This window comes from Nocardia anaemiae NBRC 100462, assembly GCF_001612725.1.
In the GTDB taxonomy this organism is placed as follows: domain Bacteria; phylum Actinomycetota; class Actinomycetes; order Mycobacteriales; family Mycobacteriaceae; genus Nocardia; species Nocardia anaemiae.
Genome location: NZ_BDAZ01000063.1, coordinates 14,532 through 30,790, shown reverse-complemented (window position 1 = coordinate 30,790; position 16,259 = coordinate 14,532). Strand labels below are relative to the sequence as shown.

At 65.1% G+C, this 16,259-nt stretch carries 16 protein-coding genes and 2 pseudogenes; 10 read left to right on the top strand and 8 right to left on the bottom strand.

Annotation, left to right across the window (positions count from 1 at the left end; translation table 11 throughout):
- The first annotated feature begins 23 nt into the window (after nucleotides 1-23).
- The 4 genes from NA5_RS30750 to NA5_RS30735 all read left to right on the top strand — a co-directional run bounded on the left by NA5_RS30750 (nucleotide 24) and on the right by NA5_RS30735 (nucleotide 4,816).
- A complete protein-coding gene (locus NA5_RS30750; protein WP_062992365.1) occupies nucleotides 24-599 on the top strand; it encodes a DinB family protein in 576 nt (191 codons plus the stop codon).
- 175 nt (nucleotides 600-774) lie between these two features.
- A complete protein-coding gene (locus NA5_RS30745) occupies nucleotides 775-1,905 on the top strand; it encodes an NDMA-dependent alcohol dehydrogenase (protein WP_062992364.1) in 1,131 nt (376 codons plus the stop codon).
- A gap of 324 nt (nucleotides 1,906-2,229) precedes the next feature.
- Nucleotides 2,230-3,138 carry a hypothetical protein gene (locus NA5_RS30740; protein WP_062992363.1) on the top strand — a complete coding sequence of 303 codons (909 nt, stop codon included), beginning with the start codon at nucleotides 2,230-2,232 and terminating at the stop codon, nucleotides 3,136-3,138.
- A 1-nt stretch (nucleotide 3,139) separates the two neighbouring features.
- Nucleotides 3,140-4,816, top strand: a complete 1,677-nt coding sequence (locus tag NA5_RS30735; protein ID WP_062992361.1) for a hypothetical protein — start codon at nucleotides 3,140-3,142, stop codon at nucleotides 4,814-4,816.
- Between the two features lie 4 nt (nucleotides 4,817-4,820).
- Here NA5_RS30735 and NA5_RS30730 read toward each other — a convergent pair whose 3' ends face one another.
- Together NA5_RS30730 and NA5_RS30725 are read right to left on the bottom strand one after the other, a co-directional pair.
- The gene (locus tag NA5_RS30730; protein ID WP_169811388.1) at nucleotides 4,821-5,336 is read right to left on the bottom strand and encodes a type VII secretion system-associated protein; all 516 of its coding nucleotides are present in this window, start codon (nucleotides 5,334-5,336) and stop codon (nucleotides 4,821-4,823) included.
- Between the two features lie 30 nt (nucleotides 5,337-5,366).
- Complete coding sequence (locus tag NA5_RS30725; protein WP_062992357.1) at nucleotides 5,367-6,557, bottom strand: serine hydrolase domain-containing protein; 1,191 nt, start codon at nucleotides 6,555-6,557, stop codon at nucleotides 5,367-5,369.
- Nucleotides 6,558-6,642: 85 nt separating this feature from the next.
- Here NA5_RS30725 and NA5_RS30720 point away from each other — a divergent pair, with 85 nt between their 5' ends.
- The 3 genes from NA5_RS30720 (at nucleotide 6,643) to NA5_RS30710 (ending at nucleotide 8,699) form a co-directional block, all read left to right on the top strand.
- Nucleotides 6,643-7,473: a serine hydrolase domain-containing protein gene (locus NA5_RS30720; RefSeq protein WP_062992465.1), complete on the top strand. Its 831-nt coding sequence runs from the start codon at nucleotides 6,643-6,645 to the stop codon at nucleotides 7,471-7,473.
- Between the two features lie 120 nt (nucleotides 7,474-7,593).
- The gene (locus NA5_RS30715; RefSeq protein ID WP_062992463.1) at nucleotides 7,594-8,127 is read left to right on the top strand and encodes a DUF3145 domain-containing protein; all 534 of its coding nucleotides are present in this window, start codon (nucleotides 7,594-7,596) and stop codon (nucleotides 8,125-8,127) included.
- Nucleotides 8,128-8,252: 125 nt separating this feature from the next.
- Complete coding sequence (locus NA5_RS30710) at nucleotides 8,253-8,699, top strand: hypothetical protein (protein WP_062992355.1); 447 nt, start codon at nucleotides 8,253-8,255, stop codon at nucleotides 8,697-8,699.
- Between the two features lie 126 nt (nucleotides 8,700-8,825).
- On the opposite strand, the pseudogene NA5_RS40795 reads toward NA5_RS30710, so the two are convergent.
- Nucleotides 8,826-8,936: pseudogene (locus NA5_RS40795) on the bottom strand (transposase); the annotation flags it as partial.
- Nucleotides 8,937-8,957: 21 nt separating this feature from the next.
- On the opposite strand from NA5_RS40795, the pseudogene NA5_RS43070 reads away from it, so the two are divergent.
- A pseudogene (locus NA5_RS43070) lies at nucleotides 8,958-9,234 on the top strand (Tn3 family transposase); the annotation flags it as partial.
- 20 nt (nucleotides 9,235-9,254) lie between these two features.
- Here the strand turns inward: NA5_RS43070 and NA5_RS30705 are convergent.
- The gene (locus NA5_RS30705) at nucleotides 9,255-10,277 is read right to left on the bottom strand and encodes an NADP-dependent oxidoreductase (RefSeq protein WP_062992353.1); all 1,023 of its coding nucleotides are present in this window, start codon (nucleotides 10,275-10,277) and stop codon (nucleotides 9,255-9,257) included.
- Between the two features lie 208 nt (nucleotides 10,278-10,485).
- Between NA5_RS30705 and NA5_RS30700 the strand changes: the two genes are divergently transcribed.
- Nucleotides 10,486-10,854: a recombinase family protein gene (locus NA5_RS30700; RefSeq protein ID WP_062992351.1), complete on the top strand. Its 369-nt coding sequence runs from the start codon at nucleotides 10,486-10,488 to the stop codon at nucleotides 10,852-10,854.
- Here the strand turns inward: NA5_RS30700 and xylA are convergent.
- The 3 genes from xylA to NA5_RS30685 are packed head-to-tail and all read right to left on the bottom strand — an operon-like array spanning nucleotide 10,828 to nucleotide 14,416.
- Nucleotides 10,828-12,003, bottom strand: coding sequence for a xylose isomerase (xylA, locus tag NA5_RS30695; protein WP_062992349.1), 1,176 nt, complete (start codon nucleotides 12,001-12,003; stop codon nucleotides 10,828-10,830). The two genes, NA5_RS30700 and xylA, sit on opposite strands and share 27 nt — an antisense overlap.
- A 20-nt stretch (nucleotides 12,004-12,023) precedes the next feature.
- Nucleotides 12,024-13,199, bottom strand: coding sequence for a 4-hydroxybenzoate 3-monooxygenase (locus NA5_RS30690; protein ID WP_062992347.1), 1,176 nt, complete (start codon nucleotides 13,197-13,199; stop codon nucleotides 12,024-12,026).
- On the bottom strand, nucleotides 13,196-14,416 hold the full coding sequence (locus NA5_RS30685; RefSeq protein WP_062992460.1) for an MFS transporter: 1,221 nt from the start codon (nucleotides 14,414-14,416) through the stop codon (nucleotides 13,196-13,198). Before NA5_RS30685 ends, NA5_RS30690 begins: the two co-directional genes overlap by 4 nt.
- 124 nt (nucleotides 14,417-14,540) lie before the next feature.
- Between NA5_RS30685 and NA5_RS30680 the strand changes: the two genes are divergently transcribed.
- Nucleotides 14,541-15,461: a LysR family transcriptional regulator gene (locus NA5_RS30680; RefSeq protein WP_062992345.1), complete on the top strand. Its 921-nt coding sequence runs from the start codon at nucleotides 14,541-14,543 to the stop codon at nucleotides 15,459-15,461.
- Here the strand turns inward: NA5_RS30680 and NA5_RS30675 are convergent.
- Complete coding sequence (locus tag NA5_RS30675; protein ID WP_062992343.1) at nucleotides 15,445-16,254, bottom strand: IclR family transcriptional regulator domain-containing protein; 810 nt, start codon at nucleotides 16,252-16,254, stop codon at nucleotides 15,445-15,447. The two genes, NA5_RS30680 and NA5_RS30675, sit on opposite strands and share 17 nt — an antisense overlap.
- Nucleotides 16,255-16,259 lie beyond the last annotated feature (5 nt).

Below are 16,259 nucleotides of genomic sequence, written 5' to 3'. Positions count from 1 at the left end.
TTCAGCCAATCTAAGGTAGCCGCATGCCAATCGTTCCCGACGTCAAGAACTGGACCTGGGTCCTCGAACGACCGTGTCCCGAATGCGGATTCGATCCGGAGTCGATCACCTATGCTGCGGTGCCCGCTCTGGCCCGCGAATACGCGGGCCGCCTGGCGGCAACGCTCGACCGTCCCGACGCCGCCGTCCGCCCGGACGACTCCACCTGGTCGGCGCTCGAATACGCCGCCCACGTTCGCGACGTCTGCCGAATCTTCACCTACCGCGCGGCCGTCGCGGCCCGCACCGATGCGGTGGATCCGAAGGTTCCGGGGTTCGACGCGCAAGGCCACGAGTCCGCCGACGGGGTCCCGGTGTTCTCGAACTGGGATCAGGACGTCACCGCCATCGCCGATCAATACGACAAGCAGGATCCGCGAAAAGTCGCCGCGGAGCTGATCGACGCGGCCGATTCCGTCGCGAACGCCTTCGCGTCGGTCCCTGAAGCCGCCCTCGGTAACCACGCGCGGCGCAGCGACGGCTCGGTCTTCACGCTCGAATCCCTGGCCGCCTACTTCCTGCACGACGTAATCCACCATGTGCACGACGTGCGCGGCTGAAGTCGGGCAATATCGGATCGGGACGGGTTCGCGGTGGGGGTCGAACTGGAACTCGTTCGGGGGTTCCGTCAATCCGTGTCGACGAATTTTCGACCCGGTACTAGAACGCGTTCCAGTTTTCTCGTAGTGTGGGTGCAGTCACATAGAAGCCCGTGCATGCGAGAGGTCGACACGAATGAAGACGAAAGGCGCGATCCTGTGGGGGACCGACCAGCCCTGGTCGGTCGAGGAGATCGAGGTCGGCGAGCCGGTATCCGGTGAGGTCCAGATCCGGATGGAAACTGCCGGTATGTGCCACTCGGACCACCACATCGTCACCGGTGCGACACCGATGCCCGCATTCCCGGTGATGGGCGGGCACGAGGGTGCGGGCGTGATCACCAAGCTCGGGCCGAACTGCCCCGCCGATCTGCAGGTCGGCGACCACGTGATCCTGTCGTTCATCCCGGCCTGTGGTCGCTGTCCGGCGTGTGTGAGCGGCAATATGGCGCTGTGCGATCTGGGCGCGGGCCTGCTGATGGGTCAGGCCATCAGCGACGGCACCTACCGCATCCAGGCGCGTGGTGAGAACGTCATCCCGATGTGCCTGCTCGGCACCTTCGCGCCGTATATGACGGTGCACCACACTTCGGTGGTCAAGATCGACCAGAGCATTCCGTTCGAGGTCGCCTGCCTGGTCGGCTGCGGCGTCCCCACCGGCTTCGGCTCCTCCACCCACGTCGCCGAGGTGGCGCCCGGCGAGACGGTGGTGATCGCGGGCATCGGCGGTGTCGGCATGAGCGCGCTGCAGGGCGCGGTGCTCTCCGGTGCGTCCAAAGTCGTTGCCATCGACCCGAATCCGTGGAAGCGCGAGCAGGCGCAGAAGTTCGGTGCGACGCACACCTACGAGAGCATGGCCGCCGCCATCATGCCGCTGATGGAGGCTACCGAGGGCCGGATGGCGCAGAAGGTCATCCTGACCATGGGTGAGATGCACGGCGAATACATCGAAGAGGGCCTCATCCTCACCGCCAAGGCGGGCACGCTGGTCGTCACCTCCATGGGCCGGATGGACGAGAACGACGTCAAGCTGAACAGCTTCCTGCTGTCCATGCTGCAGAAGACCGTGAAGGGCTGCATCTTCGGCGGTGGCAACGCCCGCCAGGACGCGCCGCACCTGCTGTCGCTGTACAAGTCGGGCCAGCTGAACCTCGACGATATGGTGACCCGTCAGTACTCCCTGGAGCAGATCAACGAGGGCTACCGGGACATGTTGGACGGCAAGAACATTCGCGGCATCATCAAGTACACCGAGGCCGACTGGTAACTCCGCGTTGGTCACCGCTCGGCGAGCCTGGTCGCGATCCGCCTGATCAGCTCGTGCGGAACCGGCTTGCCGAGCGGAACTTTCAACAATCCCCTGTCTACCCGGAACGGCTCGATGCCGTGCAGCGACGCGGTGCGCCCATGTCGGCGGCCGTACAGCGCACAAAGACCGACCGGGCGGTATTCTCGGCTGTGAGAAGGGCTGAAACTGGAACTCGTGGGTTTCGGCTGGCCGTAGAGGCGTCAGATGCGGCCGGTCGGAGTGGGAGGGATGAACACGATGCTCCGGTTCGTCCCGCTGCTTGTCCGGCTATAGGTCCTCGCTGTGTTCGCGGGACTGGCACGGGTCATCGGTCGCCTCGACCACGCCGTCGGGAATGTCGCCAAAGCCACTTCGAGCCATCTCGCAGGGACCGGTCATCGCATTCGCGGCACGGTCTCCCGCCTCGAACACGCCGATGCCGAGGGCGCACGCCACATCGGTCGACTCGATTCCGAAACCGGCGCGCGCCGGTTCGTCAGCACGGACGGCTCGGGCCGGTTTCATCGGTTCAACGCCGAAGATGTGGTGAGCGTGCCGCTGAAGGACCGCAACGGCAAGGTCATCGGCGTCTCGTTTCCGTCTCGCCGTGGCGATGTCGGTAGCAAGGAGCGATGGGCACGTGCCGATTTCCGATCTTCGGACTTCGTGCACTACGCCTTCTGGAGGAAGAACCCCGGATCGAAGAAACCGGAGTGGACTTTCGGGCGTCGTCGCCAAGCGCCGTGGGCCGACGATGTCAGCCGCAAGAACCCGGTATATGTGCATGCGCACGCCGATAGCCGAACCTTCTACATCAAGGTCAAGACGGGTCGCTGGACGACCAAGACGGTGCAGGTCGACGGAAGAACCTACGGCGAGCTGCTGGCGGACAACCAACATTTGGAACGAGCGTTCGTTGGCAATCCGGACAGCTCGATCGTGCTCCTCTCGTGCAGCCCGGCCAGGCCAGGGGGTTCGGCTGCCGCGAACCTGGCCGAGCATCTGCACACGCAAGGCGGTCTGCCCAACACCGACATCTACGCCGCCAAAGGCGATGTGATGACCCAGACATCACTGTCACGCGGTGAGAAGTCCTCCCTCGTCGGTGTCGAAGTCGACCCAGCCGTCGGCGATTCGGCGGATTCGTTGTGGGAGGTCTACCGGGCTCCCGGAGCCAGCCGCGCTCCGGGCTCCGCGGACGGCGGCACCTGAGATGGGAGTGGTGCTTCCGGAGCAGGTCGCGATCTTCCTCAATTTCCTCGGCATTCCGTGGGTCAATGTCGATGAGGATCATGTCCGCGAGGCCGCACGGCACGTCCGGACATTCGTGTCCGATCTGGAGAACACGCTGGACTCGGCGAACCATCACATGTCCGCGCTGCAAGAAGACTATTCAGGAGCCGGATATCGCCAGCTCCTGGCTGACTGGACTGCCGTGGACAGGACACATATGTCCGCGTTCCGCATCGGCAGTGGTGCTGTAGCCGGGGCCATGGACGCGGCGGCTACCGCGATCTCGGTGATGAAAGCGGCAGCGATCGCGGAGATCGCGGCACTCGCGGCGGCGGCTGGAGCTCTGCTGCTATCGGGGGGTGCTGCGTTGGAACCCTTGGTCGCAGCCGCCATGCGACGGGTCGTCACCGCATTGCAGCACACGATCGAGGAGTACATCTTCGGCAAGCTACTCGAGTCGGCGCTCGAACGGTTCGAAGACGTGGTCCAGGGATTTGTCGAGGGCTTGGCCGGATTCGCTTATCGCACAACCGCCGCCCTCCTCGATGTCGGGGATAGCGCTGCGGAGCCGTTGCACCTGAACCCGGCCGAGGTACGGCGTCATGCCGACGCGCTGACCGGTCTCGGCGACGAAGTCGCCGAACACTACTCTCGTTTCACCGACAACCTGGCCAGGATCGGAAGTGGCCCAGCTGAACCGGTGGCCCCTGCCGAAGATCGGACGAAGCCGCCGACGATGCCGAACAGGCCCACTGAAACGACCGGCCCGTACCAGGGACACGCCGACAACGGCCGACACGTCACTCCGCCCGTCCTCGACAGCCCTCGGCCATGGGAAATGGCAGGCTCGGTTCCCGAGAAGTCCGGCGAGTCGAATCCCGCGAACGATGTCGAGCCAACCTCGTCCGGCGACCGCCGACCGCAGCAGACGGTCGCGGATTCGAGCCGCTCGGCAGCACCCGATGCGGCGGAGGTCGCCCTGGTCGACCGAACCGGTGCGTCGGGAACGACCAATCCGTCGAATACGGATCGGATATCCGAACATTCCATGGCAACTCCGATGGCGCACCGACCCGGATTGTCGCTACCCGTGGAAATCGAACCGATGGACCGGCGACCTGCTGACCGTACGTTCGAGTCCGACAGCTCCGCGAGCGTCAGCGATACGGCCAAAACCAGTTCGTCGGCTCTCGGCCAATCATCAACGGCCCCAGTTATTTCGGAGTCGCTCGATGCGATTGTCGCCACCGACGCCGATAATCGCGACGATGCCGCGGAGGTGGGGCCGATCCCGCCGTCCGCCATCTCGAGAGCGACCAGATCTGCCTCGACCAGCCCGTGGTCGCGACGAAACCGCCGCCCCGAGCAGAATAAAGATGACAGTACGAATGCTGGTTCCAATGGCGAAGTGCCGCAAGCAGATCGACGACCCGCTACCAGTGAAGAACTTCGTACGCCGTGGACGAAACCCAAGCAGCGCAGCGCCCCAGCGGCGCCTGCGGTCGCACCACCTCCTGCTGCGGTTTCAGCGCCCCCTGCCTCGCGAATCGGCGCCCCCCGGGATCCTGAGGCATCCCGATCGGACACCGCGAACGCCGATGCCGAGCCGATACCGGCACCGCCGGTGGATGTCCCGGTCCCGAAGCCCGCGCGCTGACCCGTCAGTCGGCATCTCGCAAAGCGTCGGTGGCGAGGCGAAAGGGAGCCATACCATTGGGGTTCAGCAGGATATCGGTATCCGGCGGGAGGATGTTCGGCAGTTCGCTGCCAAGCACCGGCCACCAGCGGTCTACGTCGACGTCCTGCTTCTGCGTCGCCGCGGTCGCTATGACGGCACAGACGACACCGTCGGGTCCCGTGCCCACCAGCGGCTGGTCTTGCTCGTCGCAGCCAATTTCGACAACAGCATTCCGGATCGATCCCAGCAGATCGTCGGCGAGTTGTTCCCCGCCCGCAATCCGGCGCAATATCGCATCGATCGGATCAGTCGGCGTCGACGCGTCGCCTGGTACATACCTTGGATTCGGCTGGAACGGCCCAACGGTTCCGTCATCCTCGACCAGCCAGCCACCCACGATGGCGTCCGGCGGCAACTCGGATGAACCGGTTTTTCGCTCCGGGTCCAGCAAGACGAACCAATCGTCCTGCCTGATCGCGCCAGGCATCGGCTCTTCCATGACCATCTCCTCTTCGAGGTAATCCACGCCTCAGCCGGTGCAGCGGAGTAGGGCGGTGCGGAGGTTGCGGCTGCGAACGTCGTCGAGGACGGCGAGGCCGAGGCGGTTCATCGAGTAGCCGAAGCCGAAACCGGTTGCCGGATCGGCGAATCCGAATGAGCCGCCGAGACCCGTTGTGCCGTAGGCGCGTTTATCCGAGCCGAAGCGGAACGAGCCGCGGGATTTGCGGAAGCCCAGGTGATAGCGAGACTTGGTGTGCAGCACCAGATCATCGGCGGGCACATCGTCGGCGGCGGTGGCGGCGAGCCGATCGAGCACCATGGCGTCGATCGGCAGCGCACCGGTGCGACCCGCCGCCGCGCCGTACGTCTTGGCCAGCGATCTGGCATTGCCGACGCCATTGGAGCCAGGCATCTCCAGCTCGAGCAGTTCGCGTCGGCTCGCCCGCACCGGTGCGCCGATGCGCGGATTGGTCAGTGCCGCATGGGAAAGTCCGCGCTTGGCGAAGATCTGCGCGCCGATGCGCACCGGAATATCGCGCTCGTAGCGCAGGATGTCCGCGCCCTCGGTGGCGGCCAGGGTGGCGATCCGGTGCATGCTCTGCTCCGCGGGCAGACCGATGAAGAAGTCCAGTTCCAGTGGTTTCGCGATCTCCTCGGCGAAGATCCGGCCGAGCGTGCGGTGTTGCGGATCGGCGCGGCGCACGAGTTCGCCTTGATACAGGCCGAGGGTGATGGCGTGATAGCCGTGCCGGGTGCCCGGCCGCCAGGCGGGCCGCTGCGCCGCGAGAATCGTTGCGAGACCGTCGAGATCGGCGATCTGCGGCAGGCGCACCACGGTATCGAGTCCGGACAGTCCGGCCTGATGATCGATCAGCTGACGCACCGTGACCGCGCCCTTGCCTTGCGCGGCGAACTCCGGCCAGTACTTCGCGACCGGCTCCTCATAGTCCAGCAGCCCCTTCGACACCATCGTGGCGACCACGAATGCGGCCATGCCCTTGGTCGAGGAGAAGACCGGCACGATCGTGTCGCGTTCCCACGACAGAGTCCGGCGGCGGTCGCGATGGCCCGCCCACAGGTCGACCACCGGGCGATCGCCCGCGTATACGGCCACGGCAGCGCCGATTTCGCCGTGCTGGGCGAAATTGCGGCGGAAGGCGTCGGCAACGGGGCCGAAACCGGCCGCCACATCGCCGTGGATGGTGGGCTGTGCGCTCATGATTAGTTGATGGTACCGACGGTACCGACTTTCCCGCGAGGACGGTGCGGGCATGCCGGGAACGGGCGTCTCGTACGCTCATTTCGTGCGTGCATTCGAGCAGATCAAGGACTGGCCGGTTCGGCATGCGGCGGCGGGTGTCGTCACCCGGGACGGGACGCGGACGGCGGGTGATACCGAGCGCGTATTCCCGCTCGCTTCGGTGACCAAGCCCTTGGTCGCCTATGCGGTGCTCGTCGCGGTGGAGGAGGGCGCGATCGAACTCGATCAGCCCGCCGGGCCACCGGGAGCTACCGTCCGGCATCTGCTCGCGCACACTTCCGGCATCGCCTTCGATACCACCGAGGTGATTGCCGCCCCTGGCACCCGACGCATCTACTCCAGCGCCGGATTCGAAATTCTCGCGGCCTTCGTCGCGGAACAGACCGGGATCGCCTTCCCGGAGTACTTGCGCGAGGCGGTATTCGAGCCGCTCGGCATGACGGCCTCGGTGCTGGCCGGTCCGGCCGGACATGCGGGCCGGTCCACCGCGGCCGATCTGGTGCGCTTCGGTGCGGAACTGCTGGATCCCCAACTGATTTCGCCACAAAGCCACGCCGAGGCGACCACGGTCGAGTTTCCCGGACTCAACGGTGTGCTGCCGGGTTACGGATCGCAGCGTCCCAACGACTGGGGACTCGGATTCGAGATTCGCGACGAGAAATCACCGCACTGGACCGGCGGATCGAATTCCGCAGGTACCTATGGCCATTTCGGGCAATCCGGCACATTTCTGTGGGTCGATCCCGAATTGGGGGTGGCGAGCATCGCTTTGAGCGACGAGAATTTCGGCGACTGGGCACGGGAGGCATGGCCCGTCTTTTCCGATGCGGTGATCGCCGAGGTGATTCTCGCGCGGAACTCGGTGGCGAAGTAACAGCTCGGACACGCCTCCGAAGTAACATGTGTAACTCGGGGCACTCCAGTACACTCGGGCAACGCCAGTACGACGGATCGTTGGGGAAGACGTTTCTCGTCGAAGCTGGAGGTGTCAGTGGTGCGCGCATCGAGTCAGTTCGCCGACGCGACGGCGGGTGTGGTCTACATCCACTCATCGCCGGCTGCGCTGTGCCCACATATCGAATGGGCACTTACTTCGGCCCTCGGCTCGCCCGCGAAATTGCGGTGGACCGCCCAACCCGCCGACGGACAGTTGCGGGCGACCACCGACTGGATCGGTCCGGTCGGCACCGCATCGCGAATTGCCCAATCCTTGCGGTCCTGGCCGGTGCTGCGCTTCGAGGTCACCGAGGACCCCAGCGACGGCGTCGACGGCGAGCGCTACAGCTTCGTCCCGACCCTCGGCCTCTGGCACGGCTCCACCTCCGCCAACGGTGATGTCACCATCGGCGAAATGCGCCTGCGCGCCATGCTGCAGGCCAACCGTGAACTCGGCAACTACACCGGCTACGACCTGGCGACCGAGCTCGACCGCGCCCTCGGCACCCCCTGGGACGAAGATTTGGAGATCTACCGCCACGGCACCGAATCCGGCGCCGAGGTCACCTGGCTGCGCCGAGACGTCGGCTGATCGCCTCGCCGTCGGAAAGCTCGCACGAGAATGTTCTGGTGCAGCAGTGCTCTCGGCGTTTACCGCCGCAGACGCATTCTCGGCCGTTGTCGAGGCTTGTCGGTTCTGGATGCGAGGATCGCGGCATGGTGATGTGTGACTACTTCTCGGCCGCCGATGACGACACGGCGGTGCGCGTGCTTGATCGGCCCGGCGGGCCGGATGCCTCCATGTTTGATGTGGTGTCGCTGAAGGGGATCGATCCCGTGGTCACGATGGCTCAGCTCGAAGCGATCATGACCGGCTGCACCTATGAAGAGGCCTCGGCCCGGCCGCGTTCGGGGCAGTTGCTTTCGTCTCCGGAGGATGAGAGCGCCTTCATCGTCAGCGTATCGGACACCCTGCAGGAGGCGTTGGCATCGGCCGGACATTCTTCCCTGGTGGAAGCCGCCGCGGAGTGGGCGGATACCGAGGAGCTGCAAGGGTACGGCATAACGGCCGACACTGCGCTCGAGGTGTTGGTTCTGCTGTCGGGGTTGGCCAGTCGCGCACGATCCACGGGGCTGCGACTGTTCTGCTGGTGGGCGCTGTGAATCCCTGAGCCTACCCATCGCCCCTCGCCGTTCGGCCGATGCCCAGATCTCGGCGTGGGGCACTGGTGGTTTCACTCTCGGTATTCCAGGGGAACCCGCTGGGAGCTTGGGTGGTTGGTCCGCCGCGCGGACCAGACGTCGATGTTTGACCAGCCACCCGAAGCCGCGTTCGACGACCCAGCGGCGGGGCAATACTTCGAATCCGGTAGCGGTATCGCTGCGTTTGACGATCTGAATCCTCAGCGCCAGAACGGTTTTCGCTCATTGTCGGATCCGGACTATCGGCGCAAGATCGCACGCCAGTTGAACCGGGGGCGAGTCGGTCCACGCGCTCAAACGTGACCTGCTCTACGCCCACGAGGGTAGGATCCGGTACCGGCATCTCGAGGACCAGTCCTAACAAATGTGGTGCCTGACCCTCGCGACGAACGCTGTGATCGCCTGGACAATAGAGTATTTCGGTCTCGCGGTGGAGCAGATGCGACGCAAAGGGGGTGACATCCGGTTGACTTGCCATACGGCTACATCTCCCGCCCCCTTGGTGGTCGGTTGATTTCAGGACTTCACGATCTCGACCAACTGCTTACCGAGATTGCCGCCCTCGAAGACAGCGCGCAGTGCACTCGGTGCGGATTCCAAGCCGCTGCTTACGGTTTCGGCGATGGTGAGTTTGCCCCGGTCGTGCCAGTCGCGTAACGCCGCGAACGCCTCTGGGAAGCGGTCGAGGTAGTCGAGGAAGATGAACCCCTCCATGCGGGCCCGGCGCATAGCCAGCTGCATGTAGTTCCGCGGCCCGCACTGTGGGTCCGCACCGTAATACCCGGAAGAGATCGCACCGGCCAGAACAACACGAGCGCCGGGCGCCAGGTGCGCCAGACCATGCTCGAGAACGCGGCCGCCGACCCCATCGAAGAAGACGTCGACACCGTCCGGGGCCAAGCGGGTCAAAAAGGCGTCGATGTCATCATTCTTGTAATCGATGGCGGCATCTAGGCCCGCACGATCAGTGATCCAGGTGCACTTGTCCGGACCGCCTGCGGTGCCGATGACAGTGCAGCCCAAGGTTTTCGCTATCTGTCCCGCGATCGATCCGGTCACACCGGCCGCAGCTGACACCAGCACCGTCTGGCCGGGCTCGGGCCGGCCGATATCGGTCATGCCGAAGTACGCGGTCAAGCCGGGCGCTCCGAACAAGCTCAACATCATCGTGGGGGGTACACCGTCGGGCACCACGTTCAGCCCGAACAATCCACCTTCGGACGCGAGGGCATATTCCTGCCAGCCGACCATACCGGCGACCCAGCTACCCACCGGATAGCTCGCGGCGTTCGAACGCACCACCTGCCCCACCCCGCTTCCCCGCATCACCGTGCCGACGGGGACCGCATCGATGTAATTGTCCGCATCGTTGAGCCAACCACGTTGCGTGGGATCAATGCCCAGCCGATGCACCCTGACCAAGGCTTCCCCCGGCCCCGGAACCGGAACAGGAGCGCTCCTGAGTTCGAAATCCCCATCTCGCAGCGCCCCCTCGGGGCGCCTCCGCACAATCCACTGCCGGTTGACCGTGTCCGCCACCAGGTGATGCTAAGTCACACACATCGCAGTCTTCGAACCGTTTTCCACCGTGACCAATACCCACGGAATTCGGCATTGAGTACATTCGCCGGCGCACCCGGCGCGCCGGACCCGCTCGCCGATGGCGTCAGACTTCACCGATGGCCGACGGTCAGGATCCAACCAGCCGTAGCCACGGTGGCGACACGTATTCTCACAAACGGAACGGATGCGAGAGTTCTGCGACAGTGTCGTTCCGGCACCGACGGCCGAACGGCCGGTGCGGATCGGGTGCGCCAAGACATCGACCGCTCGCCAAGAGCTTCCCAGCCAACTCGAAGCCCTCCGGAGAGCGCAGTGCCACAAGATCTTTCATGAGCAGATCAGCACCCGAGTCAAGGTCCGGCCCGAACTGGAGAAGGCACTCGCGCTGGCCCACCAGTTCGAAGATGCCGCACCCGGCACATCGGTCCTGTTCACCGTCCACGAACTCGAGCGCCTGGCCCGCAACGCAGCCGAGCTGATGGCGCTGTCTGCCGGCCGACTAGCTCCCGAGTTCTCGGATGCCCCCTTAGGTGAGGAGGTGTTCGAGGGCTAGTTGTTGGAGTCGGACGAAGCCGAAGTCTCGGTCGGCGGCCTTGTCGGGGTCGAAGTTGTCGTCACGGAGGAATGCTTCGATCGACTCGTCCTTGTCGAGGGTGGGTTGTGCCAGGTCGAGGACGCCGGAGTAGGTCATTGCCTCCTGGACGCGGGGATCGGCGCGGAAGGCCCGTGCTTTGTCCGCGAGCATCAGGTAGGTCGCCATGCAGGCCTTGGCCGATTCCCATACGCCGGTGAGGTGTTCGGTGCGCGATGGCTTGTAGTCGAAGTGCCGTGGTCCGGTGTAGCGCGGGCCGTCCGGGTAGCCCGGGAAACCGTTTTCCAGCAGGTCGACGGTGAAGAAGGCGGAGATCAGGTCGCCGTGTCCGAAGACCAGGTCCTGGTCGTATTTGAGGCCGCGTTGGCCGTTGAGGTCGATGTGGAACAGCTTGCCGCTCCACAGTGCCTGGCCGAGGGCGTGCGTGTAGTTGAGGTTGGCCATCTGTTCGTGACCGGTTTCCGGATTGAGGCCGACGATATCGCCGTGTTCCAATTCGGCGATGAGGGCGAGTGCGTGGCCGACGGTGGGCAGGAAGATATCGCCGCGCGGCTCATTGGGCTTGGGCTCCAACGCGATTCGCAGGTCGTAACCCTGTGACTTGATGTATGCGGCGACCGTATCCAAACCCTCCTTATAGCGCTCGAAGGCGGCGAAGACGTCCTTGGACCCGTCGTACTCGCTGCCCTCGCGGCCGCCCCACATCACGAAGGTGGTGGCGCCGACCTGTGCGGCCAGATCCACCGCGCGCAGGATTTTGCGCAGACCGAAGCGGCGGATCGAGCGGTCGTTGGCGGTCAGCCCGCCGTCTTTGAAGACCGGATGGGTGAAGGTGTTGGTGGTGACCATCTCGATGGTGAGACCACTGCGATCGGTCGCGTCTTTGAGCCGTGCGAGGTTGCGCTCTTTGGTGGCGTCGTCGGCATCGAACGGGAATACATCGTTGTCGTGGAAGGTGATTCCCCAGACGCCGAGTTCGGCCAGGCGTTCGGCGTACTCCCACGGTGCGAGTGTCGGTCGGGTCGGCAGGCCGAAGGGATCGGCACCCGTCCAGCCGACCGTCCACAGGCCGAAGGAGAATTTGTCGTCGGTGGTGGGTTGACGGGTCACGCGATGCCTCCCAGATGTGTCTACGCCGGGGCCCGAGATCCGGTGTACCCCTCGGCGAAGTATGCCGCGCCGCGCCGTGATCCGGTGAGCATTGCGAGTTCCCCGTGTTGGCGCTCGATGTCGAAGGGGGAGGCGCCGTCGATCGAGTGCAGCAGGGTCGTCGCCCAGTAGGAGAAGTGCTGGGCCTGCCACACTCGGTCGAGGGCGCGATCGGTGTACTGCCGCAACGATTCCTCGCCACCTCCGGCGAAGTAGTCGACGAGGACCTCGTGCAGTACCCGCACGTCCGCGAGTGCGAGATTCAGTCCCTTCGCACCGGTCGGTGGGACGGTGTGGGCGGCATCGCCTGCCAGCAGGAGTCTGTCGTGGCGCATCGGCGCGGTCACGAACGAGCGGAACGGCAGCACCATCTTCGCGCTGATCGGTCCCTCTTGCAGCGCGAAGCCGTTGCCGTTGACGCGGCGGCGCATTTCGTCCCAGATCCGCTCGTCATCCCAGTCTTCGGGGCGCTCGGTGGGCGCGCATTGGAAATACATGCGCTGCATCGTCGAGGTGCGCTGGCTGACCAGGGCGAAGCCGTGCTCGGAGCGCGCGTAGATCAGCTCCGGATGTGACTGCGGCGCCTCGGTGAGGAAGCCGAACCAGGCGAAGGGATATTCGCGAAACCATTCGGTGCGCAGGCCGGCTGGAAAGGCGTGACGACAGATCGAACGTGAACCGTCGGCTCCGACGATCAGATCGGCCGTCAGCCGGGCCGGACGGCCGTCCGCCTCGATGAATGTCACCATCGGCGGATCGATGGAAACCGCGGTATCCCGGACGCCATAGCGGACGTCACCGCCATCGGACTTACGGCGGTCGGCGAGGTCGATGAACACCTCGGTCTGCGGGTACAGCCACACCGATTCACCGACCAGTTCCCGGAAATCGATGCGATGGTTGTCGCCCTTGAAGCGCACCACCACACCGTCGTGCCGGTCGCCTTCGGTGAGTACACGATCGGAGACGCCGGACTCCACCAGCATGCGGACCGAACCCGCCTCGAGGATGCCCGCCCGAATGGTGGTCGCGATCTCCTCGTGCGTGCGGATATCGATGACCACCGAGTCGATTCCGCTGCGGTGCAACAGATGTGACAGCAACAGCCCCGCCGGACCGGCGCCGACAATGGCGACCTGTGTGCGCGTATTCCTCATAGCGCGAACCTCTTCGAAGTGTCGAGGGTGGCGGGTGCTATCGATCGAACGCTCAGCCGGGTTACCGTCGCCATCGCGAGCATGCCGACCCCCGCCACCGCGGCGAAAAAGTAGAAGCCCCACGGGTATGCGGATCCGGCGACGACGAGCCAGCCGGTGATGGTCGGACCGAAGATCGCACCGAGACGACCCACACCAGAGGTGAGGCCCAGCGCGGTGGCTCGCACCTCGGCCGGATATACCTGCGTGACATAGGCATAGATGAGCACCTGGGCCGAGAATACGAAGATGCCGGTGACCAGTACCAGCGCATCGAGCAGCACGGTGCTGGAAACCCTGATGCTCAGCAGCGCCAGCAACACCGCGGCCGCCGAGAACCACACGAGGACAATCGGTTTCGTGCCGCGGCGGTCCGCGAGCGTCCCGGCGACGAGCAGTCCGATGACCGCGCCGACATTCAGCACCAGCAACAGCGTCAGCGAGGTCGACATGTTGTATCCGGCGTCGCGCATCAGCTTCGGCAGCCAGGTGTTGAGTCCGTAGACCAGCAGCAGGCCCATGAACGAACCGACCCACACCCCGAGCGTCGTGCGCAGATAGCGCGGTGCCAGCAGGACAGTCGGCCGGATCCGTTCGGAGGCGACCTGGGCGGCCAGATACGCCTCGGATTCGGGCAGTTTCGCCCAGATCAGCGGCAGCAGCAGGAATCCGGCGAGGCCGCCGAGGTAGAACAGCGGCTGCCAGTGCGGAACGAGTTGCAGTGCGATGAGCGAGCTGATCACTGCGCCGGTGTGATAGCCGGTCATGGTGATGGTGCTGACGAACGCGCGGCGGGCGGCGGGGACCTGCTCGGCCATGAAGGTCAGCGCGGTCGGCAGACACGCACCGAGCCCGATCCCGGCCAACAGGCGGAACAGTCCGAAAACCGTGACGGATCCGGCCGCCGGGACGGCCGCGGTGAACGCCGAGAACAAGGCGATCGAGGCGAGCAGGACCTTGCGGCGTCCATACCGGTCGGCCAGCGGCCCGCCCGCGGCCCCGATGGCGACGCCCACCAGTGAGATCGTCGCGACGAAAGTCGCACCGGCCGCGGTGAATCCGATGTGGTGCTGCTCGATCAGAGTGGGAATGACGGCGCCGAGCACGACCAGGTCGTAGCCCTCGAGCAGGACGATGAGCCAGCACAGCGCGGCTGGCCACGACGACAGCTTGTTCATGATCATTCGTTTCTGCAGATTGGGGCCGGTCATAGCGGGCCCTGATTGTGATGACTCTCACGCTAGAATGACCGACAATCAGAAATCCAATTGATAATTTTCGTGATTCACATAGAGGAGATCTATGGCCGCCGAGTTCGATCTGAACCTGGTGCGCACATTCGTGCTGCTGTACGAGACCAGGAGCGTCACGGCCGCCGCCGACCTGCTCGGTGTCACCCAGCCAACGGTCAGCTACGGGCTCGGCAAGTTGCGGCGGCGGCTGCGCGATGAGCTGTTCGTACGCGGTCCGGGTGGTCTGGTGCCGACCGCGGAGGCCGAGCGGCTGTATCCGCCGCTCCGTGCGGCCATCGCGGGTGTAGATGAAACACTGAGTGCCGCAACCGAATTCGATCCGACCCGACCGGCCCGCTTCGCGCTCGGCCTCTCCGATCTCGGCGAGGTGACGGTGCTGCCGCTGGTGCTCGCGGAATTGGCGGTACGGGCACCGCAGGTGACATTGCAGGTCGAGGCCTTCGATGTCGATACCGCGACCGATCGGCTGGCCCGCGGCGAGGTCGACGTGGTGGTGGCCAGTCCGTTACTCGACGCGACTCGGCTGGCTCGGACGCCACTGTTCACCGAGGGCTATGCCGGGTTGGTCGCGGCGCATCACCCTCGGCTGCGCGGTGCGGCCGCCACCCAAGCCGAACTGGATCGTGAGCGGCATATCGTCGTCGAGGGCGTGACGGGTCACCCCGGTCCACGCAAGGCGTTGCGCGAGCACCATCTCGAAGATCGCGTCGCCGTGCGTGTCACTCGATTCGCCACTCTGCCCTATGTGGTGCAGGACAGTGAGCTGGTCGCCATCGTGCCCGAACGGGTGGCGCACGCGTTGGCACGCACCCATCCGGTGCGGGTATTCACCCTCCCATGGCCCATCGAGCCGGTGGAGGTGGCGGCCTATACCCGGCGCGCACCCGGTCGGGCGGCGGCTCAGGATTGGTTTCTGGAGGTGGTTCGGGCGGCGCTGGCCAATCTGGCCTCGGTCAGCCCAGCCGCGTAATCGGTTTCGCGGCGGTGAGATCCGCCTCGATCCGGTGGGCCGCCGTCTGCAGGCGCGGAATCAGTTCGGCCCGAATGGATTCGATGCTGCGGCGGGACGCGTGCGTGGAAATATTGATCGCGGCGATCACGCCCGACCGGTCCCGGATGGGGACAGCGACCGACCGCAGACCTTCCTCCAATTCCTGGTCGACAATGGAAAAGCCCTGTGCGCGAACCGTTTCCAATGCGGCGCGCAAGCCGTCCTGATCGGTGATGGTGTTGGCGGTCAGCCGGGCCAGTGGCGTGCGTGCCAGATAGGCGTCGAGTTCGTTCGCCGCGAGACCGGCCAGCAGGACATGGCCCATGGAGGTGGCGTAGGCGGGAAAGCGGGTGCCGATATTGATGCTGACGGTCATGATCCGGGATGCGGCGACCCTGGCGACGTACACGACATCCGGACCGTCGAGCACCGATACCGAGCTGGATTCGTGCACGTCGGCGGAGAGCTGTTCGAGGTGCGGCTGGGCGACCTCGGACAGGCTCATGCTGGACAGATACGAATAGCCCAATTCGAGCACCTTGGCGGTGAGCGAGAAGCGTTTGCCGTCGGTGCGGACATAGCCGAGATCGGCAAGGGTCAACAAGAACCGGCGTGCCGCCGCGCGGGTGAGTCCCGTCAGGCGCGCGACATCGGAGAGCGTCAGCTGCGGGTTCTCGGCGTCGAATGCCTTGATGACCGCGAGGCCGCGTTCCAGCGATTGCACATAGTGCGTGCCGCGCTGGCCGTCGTCGTCGTTACCGCCGGTCGTCATCGTCG

What these genes read in the sequence shown, in the direction of transcription:
- NA5_RS30680 (WP_062992345.1), top strand. Translation starts at nt 14,541, where the DNA reads ATGGCCGCCGAGTTCGATCTGAACCTGGTGCGCACATTCGTGCTGCTG.
- NA5_RS30690 (WP_062992347.1), bottom strand. Translation starts at nt 13,199, where the DNA reads ATGAGGAATACGCGCACACAGGTCGCCATTGTCGGCGCCGGTCCGGCG.
- NA5_RS30675 (WP_062992343.1), bottom strand. Translation starts at nt 16,254, where the DNA reads ATGACGACCGGCGGTAACGACGACGACGGCCAGCGCGGCACGCACTAT.
- NA5_RS30725 (WP_062992357.1), bottom strand. Translation starts at nt 6,557, where the DNA reads ATGAGCGCACAGCCCACCATCCACGGCGATGTGGCGGCCGGTTTCGGC.
- NA5_RS30745 (WP_062992364.1), top strand. Translation starts at nt 775, where the DNA reads ATGAAGACGAAAGGCGCGATCCTGTGGGGGACCGACCAGCCCTGGTCG.
- NA5_RS30700 (WP_062992351.1), top strand. Translation starts at nt 10,486, where the DNA reads ATGCGAGAGTTCTGCGACAGTGTCGTTCCGGCACCGACGGCCGAACGG.
- NA5_RS30750 (WP_062992365.1), top strand. Translation starts at nt 24, where the DNA reads ATGCCAATCGTTCCCGACGTCAAGAACTGGACCTGGGTCCTCGAACGA.
- NA5_RS30685 (WP_062992460.1), bottom strand. Translation starts at nt 14,416, where the DNA reads ATGAACAAGCTGTCGTCGTGGCCAGCCGCGCTGTGCTGGCTCATCGTC.
- NA5_RS30735 (WP_062992361.1), top strand. Translation starts at nt 3,140, where the DNA reads ATGGGAGTGGTGCTTCCGGAGCAGGTCGCGATCTTCCTCAATTTCCTC.
- NA5_RS30730 (WP_169811388.1), bottom strand. Translation starts at nt 5,336, where the DNA reads ATGGAAGAGCCGATGCCTGGCGCGATCAGGCAGGACGATTGGTTCGTC.
- NA5_RS30710 (WP_062992355.1), top strand. Translation starts at nt 8,253, where the DNA reads ATGGTGATGTGTGACTACTTCTCGGCCGCCGATGACGACACGGCGGTG.